The sequence below is a fragment of the Skermania piniformis genome, from assembly GCF_019285775.1.
GTDB lineage: Bacteria > Actinomycetota > Actinomycetes > Mycobacteriales > Mycobacteriaceae > Skermania > Skermania pinensis.
On the sequence record NZ_CP079105.1, the window covers coordinates 1,863,376 to 1,883,146 of the forward strand.

Below are 19,771 nucleotides of genomic sequence, written 5' to 3' on the forward strand. Positions count from 1 at the left end.
CGCTTTCTTGTCGGTTCAGGAACGGCTCGGGGTCGGCCGGGGCGCGGCCAGCTCACGCAACGCGGCCAGAAACAGCTCGTCCATCCGCGGGCTCAGGTCCGCCAGGGCGGTTGCGCGGGCCAGGCCGGTGGCGCCGAAGGTGCGTTCCAGCGCGTCGGTCGGGGTGGTCGCGCTGATCGCCAGGCACAGGGTGGCGATCCCGTCCGCGCGCACCTCTTCCAGCGCCTTGCAGGTATCCGCTTCGGCGTAGCCGGCCTCGTACCCGTCGTCGTACGGGTGGCCGTCCGACAGCACCAGCAGCAGCCGGTTCGGCGTGCCGGCCTCGGCCGCGAGGATCGCTGCCGCACCCCGGATTCCGGCGCCGAGCCGGGTGTAGCCGGACGGTTGCAGCTGATTGAGTCGGGCTCGGTGCAGGGCGCCGAACCGTTGCCCGAAGCTCTTGATCGCCGGCAGGTGCACGGCGTGCCGGCCCTGCGAACGGAACGCGTAGACCGCGACCCGGTCCCCGAGCTCCTCCAACGTGACCGCGAGGGTGGCGGCGGCCCGGCGCTGATGGTCGTGCACCGCCAGGCCCGCGGGATCGGTGTCGGTGGCCGAACCGGAGGCATCGACCAGGATCAGCACGCCGAGGTTGCGTTCCAGATTGCGCCGGTCGATGTAGACGTGCTCCGGCGGCGACCAGCCGGACCGGAGATCGACGTGCAGGTCGACCAGCGCCTCCAGGTCCAGATCGGTGCCGTCGGAGCGGGCGCGTAACCGGCGCGGGCCGAGCCCGACCCGGGACAGCCGCCGGCGCAGCACGTCGTCGTGCTCGACAGCCGCGGCGGAGACGTCGGCCGCCGCGGTCGAGGGAAAGTCGATCACCCGACACCAGTTCGGCCGGTACCGCTGGTTATGCCGGTCCCACTCCGGATAGAGCGCGCCGCCGACCCCGACGGTCGCGCCCGGCCGATCGGTGTCGGTAAACCGGATCGGCGTCGCCATCGGCCGGGCGTCCGCGCCGACCTTCTCCACTCGGCGCACCGCGCGCACCGTCAGTTCGCCGCCCGCACCGGTATCGCCGGGGGAACGCGAGTTGCCGAAGATCTTCCGCAGGAAGTCCGACATCAGCTGCGAGTTCAGCACCGGGTTCTCGAACAGCTTGAGAATCTTGCTGTCCTCCATCCGGTCGCCGGCTTCGTCCTCGTCCTCGGACTCCGGCAGGTCGACCAGGTCGAACTCCAGCCGCAGATCCTGCTGCGTGGCCTTGCCCGCGGCCTTGACCGACGACAGGATGCGAGAAGGGCGGATGACCCCGAACCACTCCGGCGGTTCGGGCACCGCAGCCCGGCCGCGGGCCAGCTCCAGCGACGCTTCGGCGGTATCGGTGCCCGGCGCCACGTCGAGATCGAGGGTCGCGATGATCGGTACCCGGTCGGCGAGCACGCCCAACGCGCGCGGACCCTCGACGGCGAGATAGCGCCGGGCCAGACCGCGACGAGCTCGTAGCCCGCGTACCAGCGGTTCCCGGAGGCTGCCGGCGCCGATCAACGCACTCTGCACCAGGACTTCGCGGCGCTGCCGGTCCGGGGAGGCGCCGGCCGAGACGAAGACGATCCGGCCGTTCGTATACGCGGCCTCGCCCGGCGGTGCGGCGGCGACGGCGACCGACCGGCCGGCGACCGCCGAGGCGAGCAGCCGGAACCGGTCCGGATCGGCGTTCATCGCCGGGGCAGTACCGCGTCGACGAGTTCGCCGAGCGCGCGCACGACCTCGTCGTCGTCGGAGAGCACCTCGACGACGGCCGACTGCACGGCGGTCCGCAGGTCGAGTCCGGCGGCCACCAGGCTGCCGGCCAGGATCAACATCCGGGTCGAGGACACCTCGCCCAGTGGGGACCCGTCCAGATTCCGGATCGCCCGCCCGAGGCCGACCAACGACCGGGCGGTCGCGGTGTCGATCCCGGCTTCGTGCGCGACGATCTCGGTTTCGGCGTCCGCGCCCGGGAAATCCAGCGTGATCGCCACGAAGCGCTGCCGGGTCGACTCCTTCAGATTCTTCAGGATGCTCTGATACCCGGGGTTGTACGAGATCACCAGTTGGAATCCCGGTGCCGCGTGCAGGATCGTGCCGAGCCGGTCGAGCGGCAGTTCCCGGCGATGATCGGCGAGCGGATGGATGACCACCGTGGTGTCCTGGCGCGCTTCCACGATCTCGTCCAGGTAGCAGATCGCTCCCGCACGGACGGCGCGGGTCAACGGGCCGTCGACCCACACCGTCTCGCCCCCTTTGAGCAGGAACCGACCGACCAGATCGGCCGAGGTCATGTCCTCGTGTCCGGCGACGGTGATCAGCTCTCGGCCGAGCCGATGCGCCATCGTCTCGACGAAGCGGGTCTTGCCGCAGCCGGTCGGCCCCTTGAGCAGCACCGGAGTGCCACGTCGGGCGGCCGCGGTGAACACCTCGACTTCGTTGCCGGCCGCTCGGTAGAACGGGTCGAGCACCGAGGCGCCGGCAGCATCGGGCGAGCGATCCGCGATCAGCATGTCATTCTCCCTGTCGGAGCGGCACCGCGTCGGGCACCTGGGCCCCGTCCGGCATGATCAGCTTGCCGTTCAGATCGATATAGCCGGATTCCCGGCTCGGCATCGGCAGGTTCGGATCCGGGCACGGCACATCGGTGCCCTCGCCGCAGATGCCGTTGACGAAGTACGAGCGCTCCATCACGTCGGCCGGCCACGGGTCGGCGTGCATCGCGAACCACTGCACCGGGACGTTGTACAGCAGGAAGAAGCACGCGCTGACCGCGCCGAAGATGGCCAGGAACCGGGTGAACTGTTGGGTGGCGAACCCACCGCGCACGCTGTCCAGGCCGCGCTCGACCACGGTCCGGCCGCGATCGTCGGTGAAGAAGCGCAGGCTGCACAGCGCCGTCTGCACGCCGCCCCACAGGACGCCCTCGTAGATCGGCCACTGGTAGTAGGTGCCGGCGTTGAACGAGACAGCCTGGATGGCGCCGGGGTAGGTGTAGAGACCCATCGGCAGCAGGATGAGGGCTTCCATCACGAAGTCGAAGACGAAGACGATCGCGAACGTGATCATGATCAGTCGCAGATTGCTCAACGACGGCCAGCGCGACTTGATCTTTCGCATCACCCAACAGCCGAGGATGGTGATCACGAGTACGCCGGCGGTATAGCCGGGCAGGTTGGTCAGGACGGGTTCGGGCACCATCGCACCGGGCTTGTCCGGGGAGACCCAGCCGGGAATGTAGGGTGTCCAGGCGCCGCGGTTGAACAGCCAGCTGTTGTACGTGCACCAGGTGTTGAAGTAGTTCAGGATCGGGTCCTGGAACGACATCAGGCCCATCGACAGCAACAACATGCCGTCGAGGGTGATCCGCCGTTCCCGTACCCACGGCCGGATGAGGAACCACCAGATCGCGATCGGCAGGCCGACACACACCACGACCGCATTCGCGATCAGCGGGATCTTCATGTAAAGCGGTGGCTCGCTCGGTCCGGTCGGCACGCGTTCGAAATAGGGGCCGGTGACCCACCGGGTCCAGACATACAGCTCGAGCAACAGGACGGCTGCGCCGACGACCGCCCAGACGCGTACTCGGCTGGATGGCTGGGCCGGTGGATCACCGATCGTCGCGGTGCTGGTCCGAGAGTCGGTGATCGTGGTCCCACTCTTCCTCGGTCGGTCGCTCATCGGGTGGCTCCTGCCCGTTCGGTGTAGGCGGCTGCGTACTCGGCCCGCGAACGGGTGGAGATATCGACATCGGTCGCGGTGGCGCGGAGCGCGCCGACCGTGGCCCGCTCACGCGGGATCGTGGTGAACGGGTCCCAGCCGAAGTGCCGGCAGGCGTTCTCCCAGGTGATCTGGTGGATATCGGAATCCGATGCCCCGGCGGCGTCGAGCTCCTCCAGGACGAACTCGGGTGCGTTCGGCCAGATCGAGTCCGAGTGCGGGTAGTCGCACTCCCAGGCGATGTTGTCGATGCCGATATCGTGCCGGAACTTCAGCGCGGTCCGATCGGTGACGTAGCAGGCGAGCACATGTTCGCGGAACACCTCGCTGGGCAACTTTCCGCCGAAGTCCCGGCGCAGCCAGCGCTGATTGGTGTAGTGGCGATCGGAGCGGTCGAGGAAGAACGGAATCCAGCCGACGCCGCCCTCCGACAGCGAGATCTTCAGGCCGGGATAACGGCGGAAAGCGGGACCCCACAACAGGTCCTGCGCGGCGATCAGCGAGATACTGGGCGCGAGCACCATCAGATTGTCGATCGGGGCGTCCGGGGCCAGCCGCAGTACCCCGAAGCCCTGACCGATATGCAGATTCATCACCGTGTCGTGATGTTGCAGCGCCTCGAACACCGGTGCCCAGTATTCGATGTCGTGGTAGCTGGGCAGGCCGTCGATGTGCGGTAGCTCCGGCATGGTGACCGAGCGGCAGCCGCGGCCGGCGAGGCGTTCGATCTCGGCGACCGCGAGTTGCGGGTCCCACATCGGCAGAATGCCGATCGGGATGAACCGACCCGGATACGCGCCCGCCCATTCGTCGATGTGCCAGTCGTTGTACGCCGAGATCATCGCGACGGTGATCTCGTCCTGCCCACCGCGACTGAGGTGCCCGGCACTGAATCCGGTGAAGGTGGGGAAGCACATCGAGGTGAGCACGCCGTTGACGTCCATATCGCGCACTCGTTCGTGCACGTCGTATACGGCGGGGCGCATCTCGGCGTATCCGGCCGGGTCGCGGCCCCATTCCTCGGCGGGCCAGGTGACCACCGCATTCAGCCCGGCGACCCCGGTCGGTCGATCCCGGTATATCCATTGATCGACGCCGTTCTCGCCGACGACCACCTTGGGTGCGTACTCGGCCCACTTGGCCGGCACATGCCGGTCGAACATGTCGAGCGGTTCGACCACGTGGTCGTCGATGCTCACCAGGATCAGATCGTCGGGCTTCACGGGACTCCTCGCTCCGGTGGCCGCGTGGTGCGGGCTGGATCGGCAAGAGAGGTTCGATCTCTAGGGTGAGAATCACACTCGCATACATTTATGAGAATAGCGCAGCCCACCTACTCGGTCGATAGGTTTCCGCAGCGAAGAGCCGCACCATCTCTGCGTTCCCGCACGCGCTTTCGGGGCCGAAAAGTCGTGCGGAAACGCAGAAGTGGTGCGGCTCGGGTGGGCGGTCAGCGGGGGAGCTGGTCTTTCATCACCTTGCCGGTGGCGTTGAGCGGCAGCGCATCCAGGAATCGGACTGTTCGGGGCACTTTGTAGCCGGCCATCCGCTCGCGGCTCCAGGCGATCAGGTCTGCTTCGGTGACCGGCCCCTTGGCCACGATGTAAGCCCGACCGACCTGGCCCATCCGGTCGTCGGGCACCCCGACGACGGCCACCTGAGCAACCTCGGGGTGTTCCAGGAGGAAGCCTTCGATCTCGGCCGGATAGGCATTGAACCCGCCGACGATGAACAGGTCTTTTTTTCGCCCGACGATCCGCAATCGGCCGTCGTCGTCGAGTTCGCCCAGGTCGCCGGTATGCAGCCAGCCGTCCGGGTCGATCGCTGCGGCGGTCGCTTCCGGATCGTCGAGATAGCCCTGCATCACGGTGTATCCGCGGACCAGGACTTCACCGTCGTCGGCGATCCGCACCTCGACGCCGTCGCAGGGTTGCCCGACCGTGGTCGCGATCTGTTCGAAGCTGTCGCCCGGCCGCGATGCGGTTGCTGTGCCGGCTTCGGTGAGGCCGTAGCCGGTCATGATCGTCTGGAACGGCAGTTCCTCGCGGATTCGACGGATCAGCTCGACCGGGATATCAGCCGCGCCGGTGACCGCCGCACGTAACGAGGAGAGGTCGTGCGTCCGGTCCGCTTGCAGCAGCGAGTGGTACAGCGTCGGTGCGCCGGGCAGCATCGTCACCCGTTCCCGCTCCACCAGTCCCAGTACGGAATCCAACTCGAACACCGGTACCGGCAAAATGGTGGCGCCGCGGATCAGCGACGCGACCAACCCGGCCTTGTAGCCGAAGGTGTGGAAAAACGGGTTGACGATCAGGTACCGATCGCCCTCGCGCAGATCGGCCAGGTCGCACCACTCGGCGTACAGCCGCAGCGTCTGCAGGTGGTTCATCATGACGCCCTTGGGCCGGCCGGTCGTGCCGGAGGTGAACACGATGTCGGCGATATCGGTCCCGGCCACCACCCGCTCGAACGGCTCGCCCGCGGAAAGGAATCCGGACTTCACGTCGACCACCGGGACACCGGCCACATCCCGATGGTCGGCGCCCAGGAACCCGTGCTGGACGAGCACGAGCTTCGCGCCACTGCGCTCGATCACATCGGCCGCTTCGGCGAGCTTGAATCGGGTGTTCACCGGCACCAACACCGCGCCTGCGGTGAGCGCGCCGAACGCCGCCACGATCCATTCGGCGGAGTTCGGCGCCCATACTGCCACCCGATCGCCGCGGTCGATGCCGGCGGCGGCGTAGGCGCCGGCGGCCCGGCGCACCCGATCGGCCAGCTCGGCGAAACTCCACCGCACCTCGCCGTCGACGACCGCTTCGGCGGCACCGAAGCGGTCGCCGGCGGACCGCACCAGCTCGGGCAGCGTCTGCCAGGTCATACCTTCAGCAACCGGGCCAGGTTGCCACCCATGATCTTGGCTTGATTCTCCAGCGGCATGTCCTTGATCTCGTTGATGTAGCGGGCCGGCTCGGCCAGACCCTCCGGGTGCGGCCAGTCCGAGCCGAACAGCACGTGGTCGGCGCCGATCGTGTCGGCGAGCTTCTGCAGGTCCTCTTCCCAGAACGGGCTGACGTAGAGGCTCTGCTTGATCGCCTCGATCGGGTCACGGAAGCCGAAGCCCTCGGGCGCCTTCTTGTACACATCCGACAGCTGCTGCAGCAGCGGCTCCAGCCAGACGCACCCGTTCTCGATCACCGCGATCTTCAGCTCCGGGAAGCGATTCAACGCGCCGTGGCACACCCAGGACGCGACCGCGTCGGTCACCGGCCGCCACTGGTTGGTCATGGCGAAGGTGTTCGTCTTGAACGGCAACATCTCCAGGCTGTTGCCGTCCCACTCGGCGTCGAAGCGGGAGTAACCGCTGTCCGACGAGTGCATGGTGACCAGCACATCCAGCTCGACAACCCGCTTCCAGAACGGATCGAATTCGGGCTGCGCGAACGAGCGCATCCCCTTGTATCCGGGCACCGGGGCCGGGCGCACCAGGATGGCTTTCGCGCCGTGCTCGACCACCGCCCAGTTCAGCTCCTCGATCGCCCGGTCGACGATCGGCAGCGTGATCACCGGAACGGTGAAGATGCGCCCGGAGTGGACGAAGCTGCCGTCCTGTCCCCAGGTTTCGAGCATCCACCGGTTCAGCGAGCTGATCACCGCGTGGATCAGCTCGGGATATGCGCGCATCCGCTCCTCGACCAGGCTGGCCAAGGTCGGGAACATCAGCGCTCGCTGCAGCTGCAGCTGGTCCATCATCGCCAGGCGTGCGACCGGATCGCGGAACGCTTCGATCGCACGCATCGGCTCACCGAAGATCTCCCGCCGGCTCTTCCCGTCCGGATTGCCGTATTTGAAGTACTCCTCCATCGCGCCCGGCCGCGCTACCACCTCGAAGGTCGGGTTGGGGATGTACTCACTGATCTGGCCCAGAATTGCGATCTTGGTGCGGCCCTTGATCTCGATGTACTGGACCGCGCCGGCGTACTCCTGGGGCAGATACCGAGTCAACGCATCCTGGGTTTCGTAGAGATGGTTGTCGGCGTCGAAGAGCTGATAAGGGAGATTGACGTCGCTCATGCGGGGCTCCTTCTGATGAGGGGAATCGGTTCGGGCGATCAGGTAGCGGAACGAACCGCGGCAAGGTCCTTGCGGACCCGGAATTTCTGGACCTTCCCGCTTGCGGTACGCGGAAAGTCGGGCACGACATGGACTTCCTCCGGCCACTTCTGCTTGGCCAGGCCCGCGTCGGCGAATCGACCGCGCAGGTCGTCCAGCGTCGGGGCGGTCGCGCCCGGCACCAGCCTGAATACGGCTGCGGTCCGTTCGCCGAGCAGCGGGTCGGGCACCGCCACCGCGACCGCCTCGGCCACCCCGGGCAGGGTGAGCAGCACCTCTTCGACCTCGACCGCGCTGACGTTCTCCCCGCCCCGGATGATCACGTCTGCCTTGCGATCGGTGATCGTGAGGTAGCCGTCGGCGTCGAGCGTGCCGATATCGCCGGTGTGGTACCAGCCGTCGGCGTCGAAGGCAGCCGCGGTGAGCGCGGCATCGGTGTAGCCGAGGCACAGATCCGGTCCCCGGCTGAGGATTTCGCCGTCCGGGGCGATCCGCATCTCGACCCCGAGCAGCGGTTTCCCGTCGGTGAAGAGCCGCTTGGGTTCCGGCGCGGTATACCGCGAGCCGGTGATCGACGGGTGCTCGGTGCTGCCGTACGACCGGAAGACGGTGATGCCCAAACCGGCCAGCCGGGTGGTGACCGCGGCTGGGACGGTGGCGCCGCCGAGCCCGGCGTACCGCATCTGTGCGAGGTGCCGGGGGCCGAAGTCCGGATGCTCGAGCAGGCTGGTTATGAAGTAGGGCACCCCGCCGCCGACGGTGAGATCGTTCGAGCTCATCAGGGCGAGGACCCGCGCCGGGTCCCAGACGTCGATCAGGTTGATCGGCAGCCGGTCCAGCACGGGGATGAGGAACGCATTGACCATCCCGATGAAATGGCCCACCGGCGCTGCGGTGAGTTGGTCGCCCCGGTCGCGCGGGTAGCCGGCGGCCAGCTGCCGGGTCTCGTAGCCGAGCGTCTGATGGCTGTGTACGACGCCTTTGGGGGCACGGGTCGTGCCGGAGGTGAAAGCGATCACCGCCGGGTGGTCGGCCGGCACCGGTAGCACGCCGGCCAGCGGCTCGTCGTCGAGCAGCCGGTCGAAGTCACGGCCGACGACGCCGACGATCGGCACGTCGGCGGCCGGCTCGAGCGGAAGATCACCGCCGCCGAACCGGCCGGCACTGACGAAGACCTGTGGCCGTACGGTGCCGATGACGTGGTTCAGCTCGCGCGGACCGTAGAAGTGCACGATGGGGACCACCGTCGCGCCCAGGAACGCCGACGCCCAGAAGACCGCGGCGGCCTCCATCCAGTTCGGCAGCTGGAACGCGACGACGTCGCCCGGACCCACGCCACGGCGGTGCAGCCCCGCCGCCAGCCGCCGCGCCGTCCGCTCGACGTCGGCGAACGTGCCGGACCAGGGGCGCTGGGTGGAGTGGATGCGAAGGGGGGTGTCGGCCGCGGCGGCCAGCCCGTCGGCCAGCAGATCACCGAGGGTTTGCGACGTCCACCAGCCGTTGTCCCGATAGTGCTGGGCCAGCTCGGGCGAGATCGCCCGCGTCGTCCATTCCACCTGTTGCACTCCTCGGTGCGGATATGATTCTCCACACAAGAGAATCACATTACCGATCGGAGAACAAGCGTGGTCGAGCTCGAACGCGACGGTGACCTGGCGATCGTCACGATCAATCGCCCGCAAGCGCGCAACGCCATCGCGCCGGCAACGATGGGGGAGCTCGAGGACGTCCTCGACGCGGTCGCGGACGCGCGCGCGCTGGTGCTCACCGGTGCGGGCGACCGAGCTTTCGTCTCCGGTGGCGACCTCCGAGCGTTGGCCGAACTGCGCACCGAGGAGCAGGCGTCCGAGATGGCCTGGCGGATGCGCCGGATCTGCGATCGACTGGCGGCATTTCCCGGACCGGTGATCGCGGCGCTGAACGGCCATGCGCTCGGCGGCGGCGCGGAGGTCGCCGTGGCGGCCGACATACGAATCGCCGCCGCGGACGTTACGATCGGATTCAATCAGGTGACGCTCGAGATCATGCCCGCATGGGGTGGGGCCGAACGTCTCGCTCGGCTGGTCGGGCCGGGGCGTGCGCTGCTGTTGGCCGGTTCGGGCGAGATCGTCGATGCTGCCGCGGCCGAGCGGATCGGCCTGGTCGACCGGGTGTTACCGCGGACCGAGTTCGCAGCTGGTTGGCGCGCGATATCGCACCGGCTGGCACATCGCCCGGCCGGGGCGATCAAGCGGGTGATCGGTGGAACCGACCCGGCGGCGGCGGTTGCCGAGTTTGCCCGGCTCTGGGTTGCCGACGCGCACTGGGCGGCGGCGGATCGGGTGCTCGAACGCACTCGGCGGACCGAATGAGAACATTATTTCCCGAAAACGGATACGATCTTCTTCGGGTCGCCGTGATCGGGACTACGATGACCCGACGGCGCAGCCATCGCCGTCATCGTCGATATTTCGTACCCATTTCGCTCAGCAAGGTGCAGCAATGACGACCCGCGACAGCCTCGAGCTCGAGCAGCCGGCGGCCGCACCGGACCCACGGTTCGGATGGTCGGAACCGCCGCCGACCCAGGAGATCGCCGACTGGTGGCGCGGCTACCTCCGGCGCCATCCGTTGGCTGCGTTGTCGACCGTCGGCAACCAGTTCGCTCTCGGTGTGCAGGCGATGCAGTATCTCGTGGTCGATATCGTGCGTCGGCGATTTGCCTTCGGCGAGTTCGTCCGGCAGTCCGCGTTCATGGCGTCGGCAGCAGCGCTGCCGACGATTTTCGTTTCGCTGCCGATCGGGGTGACCCTCTCGATCCAGTTCGGCCTGCTCGCCGGGCAGGTAGGTGCCACGTCGTTGGCCGGTGCGGCGAGCGGGCTCGCGGTGATCCGGCAAGGCGCGCCGATGGTGGCCGCGCTGCTGATGGCCGCCGCGGTCGGTTCGGCTGTCTGTGCCGACCTCGGCTCGCGCAAGATTCGCGACGAGCTGGACGCGATGGAGGTCATGGGCGTCTCGGTGATCCGGCGCCTGGTGGTTCCTCGGGTGGCGGCCGCAATTCTGGTCGGGGTCTCGCTGACCGGGGTCGTGTGTTTCGTCGGCTTCTTCTCCGGGTACCTGTTCAACGTTTTCGTCCAGGGCGGCGCGCCGGGCAGCTTCGTGGCTACCTTCGCATCGTTCGCCACGGTCGGCGATCTGGTGCTGGCCGTGGTCAAGGCGGTCGTCTACGGCGGGATTGTGGGAGTGGTGGCCTGCGAGAAGGGGATCGGCGCGAAGGGTGGACCGGCCGGGGTGGCCGACGCGGTCAACTCCACCGTGGTGTCGTCGATTCTGCTGCTCATGGTCGTGAACGTCGTCTTCACTCAAATGTTCATGATCTTGTTCCCGCGGCCGGGGTTGTAATGGCCGCACCATATCTGCCCGCCGGCGCCCGGACCGCGCTGCTCGTCTCGCGGCGGTTCGGCCAGGCGATCATGCGCATCGGGCACATGATTACCTTCCTGGCGCGGGCACTGGCGGCTATTCCACTGACCGTTCGGCATTACCGCCGAGCGTTCCTCACGGTGCTGTCGGATATCACCTGGGGCAACGGTTCGATCGTGGTCGGTGGCGGCACCGCGGGCGTGATCATCGTGCTCGGCGCGGCCGGCGGCGCGATCATCGCGCTGGAGGGCTACAACGCGCTGCACCTGCTCGGCATGGAGCCGGCCATCGGGTTGATCTCGTCCACCGCGTCCACGCGGGAGCTGGCGCCGATCATGGCGTCGCTCGCCTTCGCTGCCCAGGCCGGTTGCCGGTTCACCGCCCAGCTGGGCGCGATGCGCATCGCCGAGGAGATCGAGGCGATGGAGACCATGGGTATCCGGTCGATTCCCTACCTGGTCAGCACCCGCCTGCTGGCGGCAATGGTGGCGATGGTGCCGCTCTACATCGTCTGCCTGGCGGCCAACTACCTGGTGGTCGCGCTGGCCATCGGCGTGACCGGCGGGCTTGCGGCCGGCACCTACGAGCATTACTTCCAACTCGTGCTGAGCGGCACCGATATCGCCTATTCGCTCGCCAAGGCGGTCATCTTCGTGATCCTCACGACCGCGGTGCAGTGCTACTACGGCTACTACGCTTCCGGCGGGCCGCAGGGTGTCGGCGTCGCCGCGGGTCGGGCGATGCGCTCGGCGATCTCGTTGATGATCATTTTCAATCTGTTGCTGACCATCGCCATCTGGGGTATCGGCTCCAGCGGCGCCCGGCTCGGAGGGTGAGTCGATGTCGATCCTGTTCGATCTCGACGGGCGTGGTCCGTCCGGCCGGGCCTTGTTGCTTCGTGGGCTCGCGGTGCTGATCGTGGCGGTCGGGTTGCTGGCAGCACTGTTGCTCAAGACCTCCGGTTACTTCGACGAGAAGGTCGAAGTAACCGCGATGCTGCAGCAGCTCGGCGACGGAGTGCCCGATCGGTCCGATGTGAAGTTTCGTGGAATGCTGGTCGGGACGGTGGCCGGGGTGACCCCGGCGGCCGACGGCGAACCCAATCGAGTGTTGTTGAATCTCGATCCGACCGCGATATCGGGCATCCCCGAGACCGTGACCGCCAGGGTGGTTCCGAGCAACGTCTTCGCGGTGTCATCGGTGCAGCTGGTGGACAACGGTCCGGCCCCATCGTTGCAACCGAACGCGGAGATCCCGCAGGACACCAGCCTGTCGACCGTGCAGTTGCAGAGTGCGTTGACCAAACTCCGGCAGATCATCGCAGCCACCGCGCGAATCGGTTCACAGAATGTCGTCGGCATCCTGGCCACGGTGGCGCAGGCGACCGATCGGCGCGGCAGTCGTTTCGTCGAGGCAGGCGCCCAGCTGGACCGGATCACCAAGCAGTTCGATTCGTTACTGACCTCCGACGGCGGAACTCCGACGTTGACCATGCTCGCCGACTCGGTGCACGGACTGAACACCTCGGCGCCGGAGTTGCTCGACGCGTTACATCACGCGGTGCTGCCGATGCGCACGTTGGCCGACCAGAGCGGGCAGCTTACCGCCTTGCTGACCGCGGGCGCGAGCACGCTCGGCTCGGTCGATGGCGCGCTGGATCGGCGGACCGACGAGATCTCCGGGGTGATCCAGAAGTTGGACCCGGTGCTCGACGTGGTCGCCGACGGCTCGCCGACGTTCAGTCCGATCATGCTCCGGATGAAGAACCTGTCCGACAAGTGGTTCGCCGAGGTCTGGAACACCAACACGCCGCGCGGCATGGGCCGATTCCAGTTCCGGCTCACCCCGCACATGATTTACACCAAAAAGGACTGCCCGCGGTACGGCGAGTTGGTCGCACCGAGCTGCAGCACCGGTCCGACCGACACACCGCCGGAGGCATTACCGCCGAGCCTGGACCTGCGTAACTACCCGGAGATCACCGGTGCCGATCTCCTGGGCAGCCTGCCACCCGGAGTAAAGGACATGATCGAGCGTTCGTTGCAGGGCCTGCCGACCGGGGCGGAGTCCTTGCTCGGGCCGCTGTTGGCCGACGGCCCGTTGCCGGCCGGCGTCGCGCCGGGCGGCACGCCACTACCCGGCCTTCCGGCAGCGCTGATTCCGGCGGCTCCCGTTCCGGCGAATGCCCCGGCCGGGGGTGGGCGATGAGTTACCGAAAGCCGCTCATCGGGGTGAGCCTGTTCGTTGTGGCGTCGTTCGGCCTGATCTGGATCACCTTCGTGACCCTCGACCGCGGAATCAACGCCGACACCCAGCCCTACTCGGCGGTATTCAGCGATGTCACCGGTTTGCGGGTGGGCGACGACGTCCGAATGGCCGGCATCCGAGTCGGCCGGGTGGACCGGATCGAATTGGACGGCACGCGAGCCCGGGTGCACTTCGAGGTCGAGCAAGGGCAGACGCTGTACGGCAACACCAAGGCGTCGATCACCTACCAGAACGTCATCGGGCAGCGTTACCTCGGTCTGGCGATGGCGAACTTCGACGACGTGTCGGTGTTGGCGCCGGGCGGGGAGATCCCGCTGGACCACACCGAGCCGTCGTTCGATCTGTCCGGCCTGCTCAACGGCTTCGAGCCGTTGTTCGGTGGGCTCGATCCGAAGCAGGTGGACAATCTCACCGAGGCGCTGATTCGGGCGCTGCAGGGCGACGGTACGTCGCTGGTGTTGCTGGTGGAGCAGGTCTCGAAGTTGGCCGAGTCGGTGGCCGGACCGGACCAGGTGCTCGGCGACGTGATCGTCAATCTCAACCAGGTGGTAAGTCATCTGTCCGGGCAGCGCGAGGAGATGAGCACCTTGATCTCGCAATCGCGAGCCATCGTCGACGGCCTGTCGGCGCATCGAGACGAACTGTTCGGGCTGCTGGATTCGGCGTCACCGACGGTCGACCGGGTATCGCAGGTGATGGACCAGGTTCGACCCGACCTGGACGCGTTGCTCTATCGGGAGCCGGGGTTCACCGAGCATTTCCAGCAGCACAAGGACGAGTTCGCCTACCTCGGCTTCAACGTCCCGCAGGTCTTGAAAGGGGTGGCCCGCTTCAGCCAGAACGGTCCGTACATCAACACGTATCTGTGCAACTTCGACATCGCTCCGCTGCCCGCGCTGCGGCAGTTGGTGCCGACCATCGTCAATCTGGCTACCCCTGGCGGGCAGGCCAAGTACACCCCGATCTGCAGGTGACCGACCACATGACGAGACGGCAACGGTGGGCCCAGCGGCTCCGGAAACCCTTCCAGCGGCCGGCGTTGCTCGGTTCGATCGGCATCGTCGCCATCGCCGCCCTGCTCGCCGGCGCGGTCGGTTACACCAAGCTCGGTGTCGGTAAGACGACCTACCACGCCGATTTTGCCCAGGCTGCGGGGATCCGGCCCGGCGATGTCGTGTCGGTCGCCGGTATCCCGGTCGGCGCGGTCGGCGGGACGAAGCTGGCCGGGGACCACGTCGAGGTGGCCTTGTCGGTGGACTCCGACGTGCCCCTCGGCCGCGCGACCGGCGCGTCGATCAAGCTGACCACGTTGCTCGGTGCTCGTTACGTGGAGTTGCGCCCGGCCGGTGACGGCGAGCTGCCGGACCGGCGGATCACCATCGAGCACACCGAGGTTCCCTACGATCTGCAGGCCACCCTGAACGATGCCGCCGTGACCGTCGACAGTATCGACGGCGAGCAGGTGGGTAAGTCGCTCAACGTGCTGGCCACCCAGGTGGAGGGCATGCCGGGGGTGCTGCCCGGACTGCTGACCAACCTGCGCTCGCTGGCTGCGATCCTGAGCGAACGGCGCGGCGAGATGGGGGCGCTGCTGGCCAGCAGCAAGGAACTCACCGGCGTGCTCACTGCACAGCAGGCCGATCTCGCCGGCGTGTTGACAACCGGTCAGGACATCCTGGGACAGATCGCCGCCCGGCGGGAGGTGGTGCTCGGGCTGATGGACGCCACCCGACGCCTGGTCGATCAGTTGCAGACGCTGGTCGGGCGGGACCGCCCCGCGGTAACCGAGATGCTGGCCGGACTGGAAGGACTGATCGGCGCCCTCGCTCGCAACGACGCCTTGCTGCGCAACCTGCTGGAGATCCTGCCGGTGCCGATGCGCAACATGGCCAACGCCACCGGTGGCGGGCCCGAGGTGAACTTCAGCTCGACCGGCGGCCCGCTGATCGACTCGTGGATGTGCGCGCTGAGCGGTCGTGCGCAACAGGTGGGCCTCACTCCGTACTTCAAGGACTGCCAATGACTATCAGAGGTAGCAGGATCGGACGCACGTTGGTCCAGCTGGTCGTCGTGTCGGCGGTCGGCGCCACGTCCGCATGTGCCGGGGCCGGGTCGGATCATGCGATGTCGGTCGTCGCCGAGTTCGACAACGCGGCCGGTCTCTACGTCGGCAATACGGTCGCGGTGCTGGGGATGCCGGTGGGCACGGTGACGGCAGTCGAACCACGCGGCACGAACGTCGAAGTGACGATGGAGATCGACCGCGACATCCGGATTCCGGCCGATGCCAAGGCAGTCACCTTGTCCACGTCGGTGCTCACCGACCGACATGTCGAGTTCACCCCGGCCTACACGGACGGCCCGGAGATGGCGGACGGCACTCGTCTCGGTTTGGACCGCACGCGCACCCCGGTCGACTTCGACCGACTGCTGGGTGCCGGCGAGCGACTGTCCGGTTCGTTGCAAGGGGCAACGCCCGGTGACGGCCCGGTCGCCCGGTTGCTGGGCGCGTCCGCGGCCATCGCCGGCAACAGCGGTCCGGAGCTCCGGCAGACCCTGGACCAACTGTCCACCGCGTTGCGCTTGGGCGACGATCGCGGCCTGGCCACTCAGGACACGCTGAACCAGTTGATGGATCAGGTCGCCACCCTGCTGCGTGCGGCGGCCGCCAACGATCAGACCATTCGCCAATTCGGCGGCGCGACCGGACAACTCGGTCAGATGGCGGCCGACCTGAACATCGGCACCGGCGATACCGGCGCCAAGGCGGTCGCGGTACTCCGCGACGCGGACGCCCTGCTCACCGACAACGCCGACCTGTTGGCCGCCACGCTCGGCGACGGCACGACGGTGACCAAGGCACTCGTCGACTACCGCGACCAGTTGGCCGAATTCCTCGACGTGACACCGATGTTGCTGGACAACGCGTGGAAAGCGGTGGACTTCGACACCGGTGGCATCCGGGTTCGTTCGCTGCTGGAAAAGGTGGCGGTGGAAGGGCAGGCGCTCAAAGAGGTGTGCAACATCCTCGGGTTGCGCCAGCTCGGTTGCGCTACCGGCACCTTGCAGGACTTCGGGCCGGACTGGGGGATAACCTCGATTCTCGAGGGAATGACGAGGTTGCCACGATGATCGGGCATCCGGCTCGGGCAGCAGCGTTGGCCGTGGCCGCTGCGGTGACCACCGGCTGCTCGGTCGGGCTCGGCGACCTGCCGCTGCCGGCGCCGGGCAGCAGCGGCGACAGCTACACCGTCCAGGCGAGTTTCAGCAATGCGCTGAACCTTCCGGCGAAGGCAAAGGTGCGACTGTCCGGCGCGGACATCGGCGAGGTTGCCGATATGGCCGTGCGGGACTACACGGCCGTGGTGGCGCTGCGAATCCGGAGCGATGTTCGGGTGCCGGTCGGTAGCACCGCCGAACTGCGTACCGCAACCCCGCTGGGCGATGTGTTCGTCTCGTTGAAGCCGCCGGACGACGCCACCCCCAACTCGCCGTCGCTGGCCGACGGCGACACGATCGAGCTGGACCGCACCTCGGCGGCGACCACCATCGAGGAGCTGCTCACCACGGCGTCGATTCTGGTCAACGGAGGTGTCCTACGGAACCTCACCACCCTGGTCAACGGCCTGGGCCGGGCGGTGGGCGACCGTGGTGATCGGATGGCGGCGTTGTTGGCGCAGTCCAACGGTGTGGTGCAGAAACTGTCCGCGCGGTCGGCGGATATCCGGACCACGCTGAACGAGGTGAACCAGCTGACCCAGCAGATCGGCGCGCAGCAGGGCACCATCGACGACGTCCTGGCCGGCGCGGGCCCCGCGCTGGACACGTTGCGAGCCAACTCCACGCAGGCGCTGAGCCTGATCCACGAGGCGGCGGGCATCACCAAGCAGATTGCGACGTTCCCCGGCATAGACGCCTCGAAGACCGCCGGATTGGTCGCCGACATCAATCGGATCGCCGACCAGATGAACGCCGCCGCCACCACGCCCGGGGCCAGTCTCGCCGCGGTCAACGCGATCCTCGCCCCGGTGATGAAGCGCACCAACAGCACCGGCGGCAACGCCGACGCAACCTGGATGGACCTGACCATCGGCGCGGTACCCGACGTCAATCACGGTGTCGCGCCGGAGACCCGGTTGCCGGATGTCGGGGATGTGGCGAATGTGATCGGCACGCTCGCCTTCGCGCTGACGAAGTTGCAGGAAAAAGTGATCGGACCGGGCCGATGAGCGCGATCGTGCAGGTGCCCGCCGGCTGGCTGGTTCGGCTGGTTCGGCTGGTTCGGGCGCATCGCCTGGGGGTTTCGGCGTTGGCGCTGGCGTTGACGCTGGTCGGCGGGGTCGGGTACATGGTGTTCGGTGCACTCGGAGTGAATCCGGCGGCCGAAAAGATCCGGGTTCGGGTACATCTGGTGGAGTCCGGCGGCTTGATGGCCGGGCAGAACGTCACCCTGCGCGGGGTACCGGTCGGCAAGGTGGAAGGGTTGGAGCTGGGTGCCGCCGACGTGATCGCCACCGCCCTGATCGAGGCGGACAACAAGGTGCCGGCGGACGGCGAGGTCCGGGTCGCGAGCTTGTCCCTGGCCGGCGAGCAATACCTCGATTTCCGGCCGACCCGGGACGGCGGGCCCTACCTGGTCGACGGTGACGAGATCTCCGCCGATCGAACGAACACGCCGATGCCGCTGTGGCGCACGCTCGCCGCGATGGACCGCACCCTGGCGCAGGTCGACCCCGCGAAACTGGCGACGGTGGTGGACCAGTTCGGCGTGAGTCCGGCCGGCCCACAGAAGTTGGCCGACCTGTTCGACGGCGGCACGTTCGTCGTCTCGATGCTGGATTCCATTCTGCCGCAGACGATGTCCGCGATCGTGGACGGGCGGCAAGTGATCGGCACGGTTCGCGACATGACGCCGGGGCTCAATCGGTTTGCCGACAACGCCAACCGGATCCTGACCGGCGCCGAGGCCAAGTCCGGCGGGTACGTGCAACTGCTCGATGCCGCGCCGGGGACCTTCCACGCGGTGGACAATCTCCTGGCCGCGAACTCGACCACCATGGCGGCGCTGCTCGGCAACCTCCGGGTGGTGGCCGACGTCACCAACTCCCGCGTGCCGGCGCTGCAGGAGTTCTTCTTCCCGACCCAGCGGGGCGGATCGGCACTCGACGCCATCGCGGCGTCCTTCCACGACGGTGGGATCTGGGCGCTGGTGAACCTGTATCCGCGACCGAGCTGCGAGTACGACCTGCCGGCCGGGGTCCCGGCGTCGCCGAGCTTCCCCGAGCCCTACCTCTACACCCACTGCACGGGCGATACCGGCGCGGAGATCGTCCGGGGTGCGGACAACGCGCCGCGCCCGCCGGGTACCCCTATCCCGGGCCGGGCCCCGGACGGTGTGTCACCGCAGCAGCAGAGCAATTCCACGCCGGTCGGGCCGCAATCGTTGCCGACCACCTACGGCGGCCCGCCGCTGCCACCGCCACCGGTCGTGCCGCCGCGATGACCGCGGTGGACACAGGACGAGGGAGCACACGGACATGAGCAAACCCGACACGGTGGTCGACGCTCGGCCGCCCGACGCCACGCCGGACCCGGATCCCGCCGCCACCGATCACGGCGGCCCGGATCACGCCGAGCTTGCCTGTCCGCTCTGCTCGGCTGCCGGGGAGGACGCGGCGATCCAGCCTACTCGGCGCGGTCGATCGGTCGCCTGGGTGCGCCGCGCGGCATTGCCGCTCACCGCGCTGACCGCCGTCGTGGCGGTTACCGCCGCCGCGGTGCTCGGTTGGCAGCTACGGCAGGAACGCCGGATCGACGACGCGCGCGCTGCCGCGGTCGCGGCAGCGCGGGCTTACGGTGTCACTCTGACCAGCGTGAAAGCCGACGACCTCGACAGCGGTTTCGCCGCAGTGCTGGACGGGGCGACCGGCGAGTTCCGCGACATGTACAGCAAGTCCAGCGGTGATCTGCGCACCTTGTTGCAGGACAACAAGGCGTCCGGCACCGGGACCGTCGTGGACGCGGCGGCGAAGTCGGCGACCGAAACCAAGGTCGAAGTGTTGTTGTTCATCGACCAGACCATTACCAATGCGGCGTCGCCCGACCCGCGAATCGATCGCAGTCGGGTGGATATGACGATGGAACTGGTCGACGGCCGCTGGTTGGCCAGCCGGGTCTTCCTTCCCTGAGTTCGGCGCAATCCCCGTTTCTCCCCGGATTGCTTGCTGCCCAACAGAGAATGCTATTCTCGTTA

At 67.6% G+C, this 19,771-nt stretch carries 17 protein-coding genes; 10 read left to right on the forward strand and 7 right to left on the reverse strand.

What is annotated here, in order from left to right; translation table 11 throughout:
* Positions 1-15: 15 nt before the first annotated feature.
* From KV203_RS08645 to KV203_RS08675, 7 genes are all read right to left on the reverse strand, one after another.
* A complete protein-coding gene (locus KV203_RS08645) occupies positions 16-1,704 on the reverse strand; it encodes a nitric oxide reductase activation protein NorD (RefSeq protein ID WP_066467988.1) in 1,689 nt (562 codons plus the stop codon).
* Positions 1,701-2,525 (reverse strand): CbbQ/NirQ/NorQ/GpvN family protein, encoded by an 825-nt coding sequence (locus KV203_RS08650; protein ID WP_066467990.1) that lies wholly within the window; start codon positions 2,523-2,525, stop codon positions 1,701-1,703. The genes KV203_RS08645 and KV203_RS08650 overlap by 4 nt, the downstream gene beginning before the upstream one ends.
* A gap of 1 nt (position 2,526) precedes the next feature.
* On the reverse strand, positions 2,527-3,696 hold the full coding sequence (locus KV203_RS08655) for a spirocyclase AveC family protein (protein ID WP_066467992.1): 1,170 nt from the start codon (positions 3,694-3,696) through the stop codon (positions 2,527-2,529).
* A complete protein-coding gene (locus KV203_RS08660; RefSeq protein WP_066467996.1) occupies positions 3,693-4,958 on the reverse strand; it encodes an amidohydrolase family protein in 1,266 nt (421 codons plus the stop codon). The genes KV203_RS08655 and KV203_RS08660 overlap by 4 nt, the downstream gene beginning before the upstream one ends.
* Positions 4,959-5,185: 227 nt before the next feature.
* Positions 5,186-6,616, reverse strand: coding sequence for a FadD3 family acyl-CoA ligase (locus KV203_RS08665; RefSeq protein ID WP_066467998.1), 1,431 nt, complete (start codon positions 6,614-6,616; stop codon positions 5,186-5,188).
* Complete coding sequence (locus tag KV203_RS08670) at positions 6,613-7,809, reverse strand: amidohydrolase family protein (protein WP_066468001.1); 1,197 nt, start codon at positions 7,807-7,809, stop codon at positions 6,613-6,615. The genes KV203_RS08665 and KV203_RS08670 overlap by 4 nt, the downstream gene beginning before the upstream one ends.
* A gap of 38 nt (positions 7,810-7,847) precedes the next feature.
* Positions 7,848-9,404 carry an AMP-binding protein gene (locus KV203_RS08675; RefSeq protein ID WP_066468262.1) on the reverse strand — a complete coding sequence of 519 codons (1,557 nt, stop codon included), beginning with the start codon at positions 9,402-9,404 and terminating at the stop codon, positions 7,848-7,850.
* A gap of 69 nt (positions 9,405-9,473) precedes the next feature.
* Here KV203_RS08675 and KV203_RS08680 point away from each other — a divergent pair, with 69 nt between their 5' ends.
* The 10 genes from KV203_RS08680 to KV203_RS08725 all read left to right on the forward strand — a co-directional run bounded on the left by KV203_RS08680 (position 9,474) and on the right by KV203_RS08725 (position 19,706).
* Entirely contained in the window at positions 9,474-10,199 is a 726-nt protein-coding gene (locus KV203_RS08680; RefSeq protein WP_066468003.1) for an enoyl-CoA hydratase/isomerase family protein, read from the forward strand.
* Between the two features lie 130 nt (positions 10,200-10,329).
* Positions 10,330-11,229, forward strand: a complete 900-nt coding sequence (locus tag KV203_RS08685; protein ID WP_083529863.1) for an MlaE family ABC transporter permease — start codon at positions 10,330-10,332, stop codon at positions 11,227-11,229.
* Positions 11,229-12,086 (forward strand): ABC transporter permease, encoded by an 858-nt coding sequence (locus tag KV203_RS08690; RefSeq protein WP_066468004.1) that lies wholly within the window; start codon positions 11,229-11,231, stop codon positions 12,084-12,086. The genes KV203_RS08685 and KV203_RS08690 overlap by 1 nt, the downstream gene beginning before the upstream one ends.
* Before the next feature lie 4 nt (positions 12,087-12,090).
* A complete protein-coding gene (locus tag KV203_RS08695; protein ID WP_083529864.1) occupies positions 12,091-13,458 on the forward strand; it encodes an MlaD family protein in 1,368 nt (455 codons plus the stop codon).
* Positions 13,455-14,492, forward strand: a complete 1,038-nt coding sequence (locus tag KV203_RS08700) for an MlaD family protein (RefSeq protein WP_066468005.1) — start codon at positions 13,455-13,457, stop codon at positions 14,490-14,492. The genes KV203_RS08695 and KV203_RS08700 overlap by 4 nt, the downstream gene beginning before the upstream one ends.
* Positions 14,493-14,500: 8 nt before the next feature.
* Complete coding sequence (locus KV203_RS08705) at positions 14,501-15,541, forward strand: MCE family protein (protein WP_066468269.1); 1,041 nt, start codon at positions 14,501-14,503, stop codon at positions 15,539-15,541.
* On the forward strand, positions 15,538-16,650 hold the full coding sequence (locus KV203_RS08710; protein WP_066468006.1) for an MCE family protein: 1,113 nt from the start codon (positions 15,538-15,540) through the stop codon (positions 16,648-16,650). The genes KV203_RS08705 and KV203_RS08710 overlap by 4 nt, the downstream gene beginning before the upstream one ends.
* Positions 16,647-17,747: an MlaD family protein gene (locus KV203_RS08715; protein WP_066468007.1), complete on the forward strand. Its 1,101-nt coding sequence runs from the start codon at positions 16,647-16,649 to the stop codon at positions 17,745-17,747. Before KV203_RS08710 ends, KV203_RS08715 begins: the two co-directional genes overlap by 4 nt.
* Positions 17,744-19,021, forward strand: coding sequence for an MlaD family protein (locus KV203_RS08720; RefSeq protein ID WP_066468009.1), 1,278 nt, complete (start codon positions 17,744-17,746; stop codon positions 19,019-19,021). The genes KV203_RS08715 and KV203_RS08720 overlap by 4 nt, the downstream gene beginning before the upstream one ends.
* 34 nt (positions 19,022-19,055) lie before the next feature.
* Positions 19,056-19,706, forward strand: a complete 651-nt coding sequence (locus KV203_RS08725) for a hypothetical protein (protein WP_083529865.1) — start codon at positions 19,056-19,058, stop codon at positions 19,704-19,706.
* The last annotated feature ends 65 nt before the right edge of the window (positions 19,707-19,771 follow it).